The sequence below is a fragment of the Pseudoalteromonas thalassia genome, from assembly GCF_049257215.1.
Lineage (GTDB): Bacteria > Pseudomonadota > Gammaproteobacteria > Enterobacterales > Alteromonadaceae > Pseudoalteromonas > Pseudoalteromonas lipolytica_C.
Genome location: NZ_JBMMUE010000003.1, coordinates 57,623 through 70,650 on the forward strand (window position 1 = coordinate 57,623; position 13,028 = coordinate 70,650).

At 41.2% G+C, this 13,028-nt stretch carries 7 protein-coding genes; all 7 read right to left on the minus strand.

The window, feature by feature from the left end; all coding sequences use genetic code 11:
• Positions 1–4: 4 nt before the first annotated feature.
• Positions 5–1,219, minus strand: coding sequence for an EAL and HDOD domain-containing protein (locus AAEU31_RS04975; protein ID WP_135926363.1), 1,215 nt, complete (start codon positions 1,217–1,219; stop codon positions 5–7).
• Positions 1,220–1,310: 91 nt separating this feature from the next.
• Positions 1,311–2,849, minus strand: a complete 1,539-nt coding sequence (locus AAEU31_RS04980; protein WP_135926362.1) for a glycogen synthase — start codon at positions 2,847–2,849, stop codon at positions 1,311–1,313.
• Between the two features lie 100 nt (positions 2,850–2,949).
• Positions 2,950–4,233 (minus strand): glucose-1-phosphate adenylyltransferase, encoded by a 1,284-nt coding sequence (gene glgC, locus AAEU31_RS04985; protein ID WP_135926361.1) that lies wholly within the window; start codon positions 4,231–4,233, stop codon positions 2,950–2,952.
• Between the two features lie 18 nt (positions 4,234–4,251).
• Complete coding sequence (locus AAEU31_RS04990; RefSeq protein WP_135926360.1) at positions 4,252–6,774, minus strand: glycogen/starch/alpha-glucan phosphorylase; 2,523 nt, start codon at positions 6,772–6,774, stop codon at positions 4,252–4,254.
• Positions 6,767–8,824, minus strand: coding sequence for a glycogen debranching protein GlgX (gene glgX, locus AAEU31_RS04995; RefSeq protein WP_421966636.1), 2,058 nt, complete (start codon positions 8,822–8,824; stop codon positions 6,767–6,769). The genes AAEU31_RS04990 and glgX overlap by 8 nt, the downstream gene beginning before the upstream one ends.
• Positions 8,814–11,051: a 1,4-alpha-glucan branching protein GlgB gene (glgB, locus tag AAEU31_RS05000; protein ID WP_421966637.1), complete on the minus strand. Its 2,238-nt coding sequence runs from the start codon at positions 11,049–11,051 to the stop codon at positions 8,814–8,816. The genes glgX and glgB overlap by 11 nt, the downstream gene beginning before the upstream one ends.
• Complete coding sequence (gene malQ / locus AAEU31_RS05005; RefSeq protein ID WP_421966638.1) at positions 11,052–13,028, minus strand: 4-alpha-glucanotransferase; 1,977 nt, start codon at positions 13,026–13,028, stop codon at positions 11,052–11,054.

Consider the following 13,028-nt stretch of genomic DNA (forward strand, 5'->3'; position numbering starts at 1 on the left):
TCCCTTATAAGTTTTGTCTACAGCTATCGCTCCAATTTACCGCATTTTCGTATATTTTGGGAAGCTCCCCACTCTCAATATTTAAATAGGCAACTGCTTGCTCCAGTGCCCACCAGCTTCCTGTTTCGTATGCTTTAACAGTTTCGAGAATGTAATAGAGAATATTCTTTTCTTGCATTAATGCTGCATGTATTTCGTCAGGAAACGGCAATCTATCCAACAGCTTTTCCATCGGCTGATCTAATATTGCATCGAGTAATGAAAACAGCCCCGTTAAAAATGCCTCTCCGGTTTGTTGTTTTGCGACACGCTGCGCTATTAATTCACAAAAACGCGCTCTGACAACACAAAGCCGAGTAAGCTCGGCTGGTTTTGATTGGGCGCTATGGGCGGTGATGATCAAACTAACAAACTTTTTCAGTCGTTCATGACCTAGGTACACAAGCGCTTGCTTTAATGAACCTATTTTACTTTTTATTGGAAATACACCACTGTTTATTAAGCGTAATAGCTTGTAGGCAAGTGCAGTATCTAAAGAAAAAAGTCCCGCGATTTCGCTAATATTAGGATCTGGACGCATTACTTCAGCATAAATCGACAAAACTAATGCATAGTTGTAATCAATATCGCGATGTTGGATCATTTTTGGTTTTGCAAAAAAGTAACCTTGGAAAAAATCGAAACCCATTTTGTAGGCTTTCTCATAATCATCGGCAGTTTCAAGCTTTTCTGCTAATAGTTTTATTTTTTTATGCTTTTTCAGCTTCTGTAAAACAGGCGCAATGTCCTCAAAGGGGGTTTGCTTCACATCGAACTTAATCAAGCGAATTAACTTTAAAAAGCGGTCCCATTCAGGTTGGTATACGAAATCATCAAGAGCAAGTTTGTAGTTATTATGGAAAAGCTCCCGACAAAATTCATAGTTTTCATCTGTTGGCTCCATCGTTTCGAGAAGCTCAATAACCACGTCTTGAGTTGGCAAAAACGCGCATAGGTCCAGTTTCAACGATTCTGGACCTATGTTAATTAACGCCTTTTTGCCCGACGTAATATGGCGAGTGCCTAGATTGAGCTGGTTTTCCATAATCAGACGCGCAGTAGCTGTGCTCTCTGAAACATCCGGGAAACTGTTTTTTAAACTATCTCTAAATAGTAGCTCATAGGCGACAACTTGTTGACGACGATTAAAGACCGCTTGCCTAGCAACAAATACAGCCACTTTACCTACTTTTGAATTTTTATATCACACTAAGTAATTAATAGCTGAAATAGACAAAAAAGTCACTTAATTACCATGAATCACGCAATATTTATTGATATAAGCCTGATAAATAGCCATCTGCAACAGATCCCCATGTAAAACGAGCATTTTTAGCTTGTTCACATATCGAGCGCCATTGCTCAGGTTGAGACTTTTTAAGGTCTAGCGCATCACTAAAACCAGTAATAAGTTCGTAGCTTTGAGAGGCTAAACTCTCACCTCTAAAACTAAAACCACTGACATTATGCTCGACCGTATCCTGTAAACCGCCAACACCATGAACTAAGCATGGCTGTCCAGCGCGCATTGCTAACATTTGACTTATTCCACATGGCTCAAATGAGCTTGGCATTAAGAATAAATCACCCAAGTGATACATATATTCACCAACCAAGTGTGCATAGCCTTTTAAAAATAGCAGATTCTCTTGGCGTGCCATGACAGTTGTCATGATTTGCTCAAGTTCAGCATCACCAGAGCCAAGAATTATCATGTAGCCATCATGTTGCTTTAAGCGTTGACATAACTCATCTAAAACCAATGCTTTTTCATAAGGTTGACGCAGTAAAAGTGCCTTTTGATCTGTTAATCGGCCAACACTCGTAACAAGCGGACCCGCAAAAGGTTTTGTTTTGAACTGTAATAAACGTTGGTGAGCAAGATAATAACTTGAATCTAAGATGGGGCTCTTCGCCATCCATTGAAATAGTGCCGACTCTGCATGATGGTAAAGTGTTGCAAGGCTGATATCTTTGAGTTCCATTCCTGGATATTCACAACCATTTAGGATCCCTACCACACGACCTTCACGATAGGCTGCCTGCAAATCAGCTTCTAGTCCTTCTCCACCAAAAAAACCATTTGCAGCATCACTCGGACGCAATACTTCTTGACAGTAGGTTGGTGAAACAAGGTGCACTTTATCAACTAAATTAATCGCTGCTCGCATCGGATTAAAACAATCGTGATAACGCGGATCGCACAATTTCTCGCCGTTATAATTTAAGCCCGGAAACCATGCTTCTAAACTTGAGCTATCGCCTTTAAATGGGCGAATACCCTGCAATGCCAAATTATGAACGGTATAAGCTAAAAATAACTTAGATAATGTACGGTAACGACCGTCATTTTTTAGTAATAATGCCACACAGGCGCTATGCCAGTCATGTAAATGCATTACATCAGGGGTTCGGATAATTCCTTGTAGTAAGGCTTCACACACCGCCGCATTAAACAATGCAAACTTACTCGCATCGGTTGCAAAGGGCCTGCCAGGTTCATCATTACAATACACAGCACCATTATGGCGACTAAATTCCCAATGAGAAATAATCAGTTGCGTAACACCGTGTTCACTATTGGCAAGTTTCCACACGTCTAGTTGCTGCATATGCCCTGCAAATGGAACATGTACAACACCGATATGATGACGTTCAAGATAATGAAATCCGTAATCAGGGATCACAACATCAACAGTAAGGCCTTTATCAACTAACGCTTTAGGACAATCCCTAACAACATCCGCTACACCACCGACTTTAGCATTCGGTAATGCGTCATTCTCTGCAGCCACCATCAACACATGCATGATTAGCAGTACTCCATAACATTAATTCTTACTATGAAACAAGGAGTAGCAATTGCTACTCCTTACTACACTATGACTTTACCATTAAACAAAGTATTTATTACTTTGCTTTTGTTGCCTTTGCTTTTTTCTCAAGCTCATTCAACATGTCTCGGGTAACAAGTACGATCCCCTTTTTCGACACTCTAAAGCCATTTTCTTTATCAGCTTCATTATCAAAACCAATTTCAAGGCCAGCAGGGATCTCACAGTTACGGTCTATAATAGCACGCCTAATGCGGCAATTACGGTTAATTTTAACCCCAGGTAAGATCACTGACTCTTCGATTTCACAATATGAATGAACATATACATTCGAAAACAGCAGTGATTTTCTAACCATTGAACCAGAGATAATACAGCCACCCGATACCGTTGAATCCACAGCCATACCACGTCTATCATCATCATTAAAAATGAATTTAGCAGGTGGTAATTGCTCTTGATATGTCCAAATCGGCCATTTAGGATCGTATAAGTCAAGCTGAGGCTCTGGCATAACAAGCTCCATATTGGCTTCCCAAAACGAATCCAGGGTACCTACATCACGCCAGTATGGCTGGCCTTCATTTTCATCTCTAAATGGGTATGCAAATACATTGTGCTCTTCAATGATGGCTGGGATAATATCGTGACCAAAGTCACGACCAGAACCCTCTGTTTCTGCATCTTTTTTTAACTGTTCAAATAAGAACTCTGTGTTAAAAATGTAGTTACCCATTGACGCTAAACAAGTACCTGGTTTACCCGGCACTGAAGTTGGCTCAGATGGTTTCTCATCAAAACGGCGAACTCTGTTATTCTCATCAACAGTCATTACACCAAAGGTACCTGCGGCTTCTTCACACGGTACTTCGATACAGCACACTGTCATATCTGCACCAGTTTCAACATGCTTAGCAAGTAAACCGCCGTAATCCATGCAGTAAACGTGGTCACCGGAAAGAATCATCACGTATTTAGGCAGCTCATGACGAATGATATCCATATTTTGGAAAACGGCGTCTGCCGTACCACAATACCAATCATCACCTTTACGTTGTGATGCCGGCAGTATTTCTACCGACTCACCGAGTTCTTTCTTAAAGTGTCCCCATGCACGGTTTACATGGCGGATTAATGAGTGTGACTTGTATTGAGTTGCTATACCAACACGACGAATGCCTGAGTTAATACAGTTTGATAGAGGAAAATCGATTATTCGATGTTTCCCGCCAAAATACACTGCTGGCTTAGCACGCCAGTCTGTTAATTCATGTAAACGAGAACCACGCCCACCTGCTAAAATGAGTGCATACGTTTCTCTTGTTAAACTACTTATGTATCGATTTGCATAACTAGGCATAACTCTCTCCGTCTTAAGTTAGCTGCTTTTCTTCTGTGTGTTTTGCTTTGCGCTAATGTCTAACAGTGGTTCCAAGTGCCAGATGTCATCACTGTATTGACTAATTGTTCTATCGCTCGAAAACATGCCACTAGCCGCCGTATTTAAAATACTCATTTGCGTCCAGTGAGCAGTGTCTAGGTAAGCTTTTTCAACTTGCTCTTGTGCCTCAACGAAGCTGGCAAAATCATGTGCAACTAACCACGGATCGTGCGGGCTCTTAATCGCAGCAATAATGTCGTCGAATAGATTTGGTTCAAACAAGTTAAAGTGACCGCTTTCAAGTAACTGCATTACCTTGTATAGGCTGTCGGTTTGATGAATAATTTGCTCAGGATTATAGTGCGCTTTGATATCATCAATTTGTTCTGCTCGAGCACCAAACAAGAAGAAATTATCAGCACCTACTGCGTCACGGATCTCGATATTGGCACCATCTAACGTACCAATGGTCAAAGCACCATTCATCATGAACTTCATGTTACCGGTACCCGATGCTTCTTTACCTGCTGTTGAAATTTGCTCAGACAAATCCGTTGCTGGGCAAATAGTTTCCATTGCTGTCACGTTATAATTCGGTAAAAAAGCCACTCTCAAGTACGGTTTTGCCAATGGATCTTTATTGATCACTTCAGCAACATTATTAATTAACTTAATTATCTTCTTCGCCATGTAGTAACCAGGTGCGGCTTTACCACCTAATAACACACAACGAGGGACAATATTTGAAGTATCACCTTGGCGAATACGATCATATAAGTGAATAACATGTAATATATTTAATAATTGGCGCTTGTATTCATGAATACGTTTTACTTGCACATCAAACATCATTGATGGATCAAACTCAACGCCACAACGAGCCTTAACAAGTTCAACAAGGCGTTGCTTATTGCTATGTTTAACTGCTTGCCATTCTTTGTGGAATTTAGTGTCGTCGTATAAGCGACGTAATTGACTGACTTTACTGAAGTCACCTACCCACTCATCACCTATGTGCTTATTGAGTAGTTTGGCTAAATCAGGGTTACAATGTGCAAGCCAACGACGTGGCGTAACCCCATTGGTCTTATTATTGAATTTTTCTGGCCAAAGCTGATAAAACTCATTGAATAAGCCCGCTTTAAGTAGCTCGGTATGAAGTGCAGCAACGCCATTTACTGAGTAGCTACCAACAATTGCCAAATACGCCATGCGGATTTGTGGCTCTGGGCCTTCTTCAATAAGCGATAATGCTCGTTGTTTTTCAACATCTCCAGGCCATGCTTGAGCAACATCTGCTAAGAAGCGGGCATTGATTTCATAGATTATTTCTAAGATACGCGGTAATAATCGCGCAAATAATGATACTGACCACTTCTCTAATGCTTCTGGCAGTAAAGTGTGGTTAGTATAAGCCATGGTTTTAGTGGTAATAGACCAGGCTTCTTGCCAATCTAGCTCATACTCATCAACCAAAATACGCATCAGTTCTGCTACAGCTATACTTGGGTGTGTATCGTTTAATTGAAAAACATGGTAATCAGCAAAGTCAGAGAAATCTTCGCCATGTTTGCTAACCCACGTATCTATGATGTCTTGTAAGCTCGCCGATGATAAGAAGTATTGCTGGCGTAAACGAAGCTCTTTACCATTTTCACTGCTATCATTTGGATAAAGTACCATGGTGATTTGTTCAGCAAGGTTTTTACGAGCAACAGCTTCTGAATAACTCCCTGCGTTGAATTCACTCAAATCAAATTCGTCAGTCGCCTCTGATTTCCATAAACGTAGCGTGTTTACGATATCGTTTTTATAGCCTGGAATTGGCACATCATAAGGCACAGCTAAGACATCGTGAGAATCAAGCCATTGACGGTGCTCACGCCCGTATTTATCAGTATAACTTTCAACATGACCAAAGAATTTTACGCGCTTTGATTGCTCTGGGGCACTTAGCTCCCAAGGATGACCTTCGCGTAACCAGTTATCGGGCTGTTCAATTTGATGGCCATTTTCAATCGCTTGATTAAACATGCCATATTCATAACGAATACCATAACCAATCACAGGTAGTGCCAAGCTTGCACAACTATCCAAGAAACACGCAGCTAGACGGCCCAAACCACCGTTACCTAAACCTGCGTCGTGCTCAGCTTCTGCAACTGTCTCTAACTTTGTACAGTAATCTTGTAATGCTTTTGCAACTTGATCGTCTAAATCTAGGTTTAGAATGGCATTACCAAGAGCACGACCCATTAAAAATTCAAGAGATAAATAAGCAGTTTTACGACGCTTTTGTCCGTGAATTTGCTGATTAGTTACACGGCAACGTGCAACCAATCTGTCACGAATAGTTAATGCTAAAGCATGATATAAATATAATTGCGATTCACCGACTTTGTCACGCCCAAGGGTGTAATAAAAATGGCGAGATAAATCATCATCTAAGGTGCTTTCATCAACGGTAGGGGCATCCTGCCAGCCCTTAACAACACATACTTGATCGGCATTTTTAGCCATGATTAGGATCCTCTGAATTGGCGGTAAAAACCCAGCTGCTCATTGCAGCAATCTGTTGTTCCTTATCAACATCATAAGTTGACATAGGATGTATACTTGTCAGTGCTAAATGCCACTTCCCTTTCGCAAGAGGGGGTAATTGACAAGTAACAGACTCTGACCCAGCATTTAAAATGATCAATAAAGCTTGGTTTGTGTGTTTATCAGTCAGGCTATAAATCAACACTTGGCGATCACCTTGATGCCAATCGTCTTGTTCCATTACAGTGCCTGATTCGGTGAACCACGCGACGTCGTAACGTGGATCATTATCATGAACAAAAAAACGATGCTTAAAGACACTAAACTGCTTTCGTAAACGCAAAACATCATCGATGAATCGGGTTAATGGATGATTAATTTGCGAGTCTTTCCATGCAAGCCAGCTAGTGCGATTATTTTGGCAATACGCGTTATTATTACCACCTTGTGAATGGGCCATTTCGCTTCCTAGTGAAAGCATTGGAACCCCTTTTGAAAGTAATAACGTCAATAGAATATTTTTTTGTTGCTGCAAACGTAATGCGTTAATTTCTTTATCGTCAGTAAAACCTTCTACACCACAATTAAAGGAGTGGTTGGCACTGTGTCCATCTCTATTTTGTTCACCGTTGGCTTCATTATGTTTCTGTTCATAACTCACTAAATCATTAAGCGTGAAACCATCGTGGCTCGTCACAAAATTAATGCTGTTAAGTGGTCCTCTGAGATTATGCTCAAATAAGTCGAACGAACCATGTAAACGCTTTGCAAGCTCACCTATAACCCCCTGCTCTTGTCGCCAAAAACGTCGGATAGTGTCACGATACTTGTCGTTCCACTCACGCCAAGGTGCAGGAAAAGCCCCTAATTGGTAACCGCCCGGGCCAATATCCCATGGCTCAGCAATCAGTTTTACTTTACTCAAAACAGGATCTTGGTTGATTGCTTGGAAAAACGCATGCGCTTGATTAAAGCCATTAGGATTACGAGCAAGAATCGTTGCAAGGTCGAAACGAAAACCGTCTACCCCCATTACTTCAACCCAATATCGCAAGCTATCAAGCACCAGCTGTAAGGTTCTTGGTGAGTCAATATTCACAGTATTACCACAGCCGGTATCATTGATATAATGCTGAGGTTTATCAGCCACAGTGCGATAATAGCCAAGGTTATCTAAGCCGCGTAAAGAAAGAATAGGCCCATCAGTTCCTGCTTCAGCAGTATGGTTATAGACAACATCCAAAATTACTTCGATATCAGCCTTATGAAGAGCCGCAACCATTTGCTGAAATTCGCCGATATCATCATTCACTAGATAATCTTTGTGCGGCGTGAAGAAATTAAGCGTGTTGTAACCCCAATAGTTTTGTAGGCCTTTAGCCGTTAAGAACTGCTCACTTATAAATGCGTGCACAGGGAGTAATTCAAGACAAGTCACCCCTATAGTGCGTAAATGCTCAATAAAACTCGGATGGCTTAAGCCTAAAAACTTACCTTGTAGTGCTTTAGGGATCATTGGGTGTCGACATGTTGCGCCAGTAACATGGCACTCATAAATCACCGTTTTACCCCAACTATGGTTAGGTTTTTTACCCGTATAAGGTGCAAGCTCGCGAACTCGAGACTTGGGCATATCAACAGCGTTATTGACTTGACTCAACTTACCTACAGGCATCTGACCATAATGGCGCTCACTCCAAGTAAACTCACCATGCAAGTCTCGCGCATAAGGATCTAGTAGTAGCTTGTGATTATTAAAGAAAAGCCCTTTTTCTGGTGCATATTCACCATCTGCCCTGTAACCATACAATGCCCCTGCTTTTAAAGGGCTAACGTGCAATGTCCAAATGCCACCTTCGTTAAGGTGCATTGAAAGAGTCATTACTTCTGAATGACCGCTATTGTCAAATAAACACAATGACACATGCTGAGCTTGGGGTGCATACACAGCAAAATTAACACCGTTTTCAACTATAGATGCCCCCAGAGGCATCGTTGAACCGATTTGAAGCTCTACTCTATGACTCATCGTTCATCTTCTTCAGGTAAATAGTTGCAAGCCCAGGTAAAGACACGCTTATACTTTGATTGTAACCATGACTCGCAGTAGGCTGACTAAAGATAAGTTGTTCTGTATTACCGCTAACTTCAACACCCGAACCAAAGTATTCTTCATTGTCAGAATTAAAGATAACTTGATAACGACCTGGCTTAGGAACGCCTATTACATAGTCATGATAAACTTGCGGTGTTAAGTTACTAATTACCAGAACAAAATCGTCAGCATGCTTGGCATAACGGATGAAACTAAACATGCTTTGTTCTGCATTAGAACTATCTAACCATGCAAAGCCCGCTGGGCTAGTATCTTGCTCATAGAGTGCAGGAGTCGTGGTATAAATATTATTCAGTTGTTTAATTGTTTGTTGCATACCACTATGACTAACATGCTCAAGCAAGTGCCAGTCAATTGATTGGTCATGATTCCATTCACTACGCTGAGCAATTTCAGCTCCCATAAATAACAGCTTTTTACCCGGATGAGCCCACATAAATGCGTAGTATGCTCGTAAATTAGCAAACTTCTGCCAATCATCACCTGGCATTTTCTCTATCAATGAGCCTTTACCATGCACAACTTCGTCGTGACTTAAAGGCAAAATGTAGTTCTCGCTATAGGCATACACCATTGAAAACGTCATTTCATGATGATGGTGGGCACGATATAAAGAATCACGCTGCATATAATGCAAGCTATCGTTCATCCAACCCATATTCCATTTATAGCCAAAGCCTAAACCGCCATGATCGACCTGCCGTGTCACTCCCGGCCAAGCAGTTGATTCTTCAGCTACCATCATAATGCCAGGATTTTTACCGTAACAGCGCAGATTAACCTGCTTTAAACATTCTATTGCACCAAGATTTTCACGACCGCCATACTGATTTGGGATCCATTGCCCTTCTTCTCGGCTGTAATCGAGATACAACATTGATGCAACCGCATCAACACGCAAACCATCAATGCCAAATTCATGCAACCAATACATTGCATTAGCAATCAAAAAGCTGCGAACTTCAGCACGATCATAGTTGTAAATATAGGTATTCCAATCAGGGTGAAATCCTTGTCTTACATCTGCATGCTCGTATAAATGCGTGCCATCAAAACGATGTAAACCATGTGGATCACTCGGGAAATGACCCGGCACCCAATCTAAAATAATACCGAGATCAGCGTCATGGCATTGCTCAATAAAATATACAAAATCCTCAAAACTGCCATAACGGCTAGTTGGGGCAAATAAGCCCACAGGCTGATAACCCCAAGAACCATCAAATGGATACTCACTGATAGGCATTAATTGTAAATGCGTAAAACCAAGATCTTTAGTGTACGGAATAAGGTTATCGGCAAGCTCACGCCATGTTAAATAGCGGCCCTCATCATCGCGTCGCTGCCAAGAGCCTGCATGCACTTCGTAAATACTGATAGGAGCATCGATACTGTTACGCTTTGCGCGATTTGCTAACGCTTCATCAGACAACTGTATCTTCTTATTTAGCTTTTGTAAGACAGAAGCAGTGCCCGGCGCTTGTTGCATTTTAAATGCAAACGGATCGGCTTTATCAAGTACTTCACCAGAAGGTGTACTAATCGCAAACTTATAGCACTGATGCTCTTTTAAACCTGGGATAAATAATTCCCAAACGCCACTGGCTGGGTGAAAGCGCATAAAATGACGGTTGCGCTGCCAATAATTAAATTCGCCAATAACTGAAACGCTACTCGCGTTAGGTGCCCAAACAGTAAATCGCACACCTTCAACACCTTGCTGGGTTACAAAGTGCGCACCAAAGTGCTGATAAGCGTGTTCAAGACTACCTTCGTTAAATAAGTACATAGCTTGTTCATCAAGTGTACTTGTAAAACGATACTCATCTTCTTGAAGATACTGACTGCCATCCCCATAATTCACATTCAGTTGGTAATCAGGGATTGATTTTGCTTTGACAGTTGCAATAAATAAATCGCTGTCACCTTGCTTTTTGGCCTCAATAACCTGCTTGCCTTGCAAAATTGACAACTGGCTTGCCCCAGGTAAAAAACAGCGAATCTCAAAGCTTGATGCACTAACTTTATGGGGTCCTAAAAAACTGAAAGGATCTTTATAACAACCTGAAGACAATGCATCGATATGTGCTTGATAAACCATGGGTTCAGCAAAAGGCTTTTGACCAACACGACTGCTCATTTATTGATTCCTTATCGAAATTAAATTGGCTAAAAATGCATGCTGAGCACGAATAATTTGCTCAGTTGGGCGTGAAAGAACGCGCCGCCAATTTGGGTATTCTTTATCAGTTCCGGGAATGTTCACCGGCAAAATTTGCTGATCTAAATCGTCAATTTGAATGGTAAATAATCTGGCTGGAGCAGCTGCTAACGATGAGGCTAATAACTCATACACCACAGACGCTTCAGAATCTAATGATAAGTGCTGCCCTGATTCTCTTGCGATAAAATTAAGCATACGATGCTTTTCGACATTTCTCGCTTCAAGTTGCGCAGCGCTTTGTGCACTATCAAGCAAACCATACTCTTGCTTAACAGTAATATCATGACCAGTCCACCACCCTTTAAATGGCGGTACATCATGATTAGCAATCATCAACAAACTATGTGGTGCAAAGTGCTCTGATGCTAAAAATTCACCTTGATAATCTTTTTCAAAATAGAACAAGCCATTTGAATAAATTGCACTTGCTTTTAGTGCTTCGCGAACCTCACTTGGTACAACACCTAGATCCTCACCTATCACGACACAGTGATTAAGATAAGATTCTATTTTCAGTATCGCCAATAAATGTTCAAATGGGTAGTAAACATAACAACCATCTTGCTGGGCGTTATTTTCAAAACACCACCATAGCCTTCTGATTGCCATCACATGATCTATGCGCAATCCACCAACATCTTCCATATTGGCGCGGATCAAAGAGCGATAGAAGGCAAAATTATTTTTACTTAACTTTTGAGGATTTAAAGCTGGCAACCCCCAATTCTGACCTTGTTCAGCCCAAGGATCAGGAGGCGCTCCCACATTTGCCCCCACAGCAAATAACTCTTCTTGGCTACGAAACTCACTGCCATCACCAGCGCAACCAACAGCTAGATCGTTAATAAGACCTATCGCCATATTTGCTTCATTTGCAATATGCTGACAATGATTTAGCTGTAAATGTGCCTGCCACTGCAAGTAACTGGCATATTCATTATCTTCAACTACCAAGGTTGCTAGACTGTGCTTATGATTACTACAAAACTGCTTAAACTCTGCTTTTCGTTCAGCTGACGCTGTCCGGCAAAATTGAGTGTATAAACAACGAAATGCATCATATTTAAATCGACTAACAGCAGAATAATCTATAAAAGGTTCAGTTGTAGCGGGTTTATCACTGAGCAATTGTGATAATGGGTCATTATTCAATGCATCTTCACACAGAGAAATCGAAATATATAGCGGGTTTAACAACGCTCGGCTGTTAGGGCTATAAGGGCTAGCTCGCTCAGGACTGTGTTCAAATAATAAATGCAATGGATTAAGTAAAATGTAATCCATTTCTTGTTGCGCCACTTCACGGATTAAAGTTGCTAAATCAGCAAAATCGCCAATACCTAATCCTTGCGCATTACACAAACTGTAAAGTTGGATGGAAAGTCCCAAACGCTTTTTATCATCAATTGAGTAACACTCTTTAGGTGTTATCCATAATTGGCTATGAGCTTGTTGATCAGCAACAGTTATCACTGCATCATGATAACCAATTGGCATAGCAGGAACAGGTAAAGCGACTTCAAGGTAACGAACCCCATTAAAGCCATAGTCTCCTGTCACAGCAAGTCCTTGCAGATTTTCACGTGTCAGATTTATGGACAAGGATGGTATGCTAAGGTGGCAAGCTCGGCTCAACAAGCGTTCATCGATACGAACTTTTAAGTAAGGGTCATGCGCCTCAATAATGCTAGTTTGAGGCAACAAAGTCAGCCACGTTCCTGCATCTAAAGCAAAATTTAACTGATTTATTTGATCAGAATTAGCTGTGTCTATACCACAACAACTTAGTGCCTGGCAGCGTGTATTTTCTTCGAAAATAACATGCTCGCCAGTATACTTCGTATATTCATAGCCTATGCCATGCAGATAATATAACTGCGAAAGTGACTGCAT

Bases quoted from the DNA above. Each gene is read 5' to 3' on its own strand.
- AAEU31_RS04980 (WP_135926362.1), bottom strand. From the start codon at position 2,849: ATGCATGTGTTGATGGTGGCTGCAGAGAATGACGCATTACCGAATGCT.
- glgX (WP_421966636.1), bottom strand. From the start codon at position 8,824: ATGAGTCATAGAGTAGAGCTTCAAATCGGTTCAACGATGCCTCTGGGG.
- AAEU31_RS04990 (WP_135926360.1), bottom strand. From the start codon at position 6,774: ATGGCTAAAAATGCCGATCAAGTATGTGTTGTTAAGGGCTGGCAGGAT.
- malQ (WP_421966638.1), bottom strand. From the start codon at position 13,028: ATGCAGTCACTTTCGCAGTTATATTATCTGCATGGCATAGGCTATGAA.
- glgB (WP_421966637.1), bottom strand. From the start codon at position 11,051: ATGAGCAGTCGTGTTGGTCAAAAGCCTTTTGCTGAACCCATGGTTTAT.
- glgC (WP_135926361.1), bottom strand. From the start codon at position 4,233: ATGCCTAGTTATGCAAATCGATACATAAGTAGTTTAACAAGAGAAACG.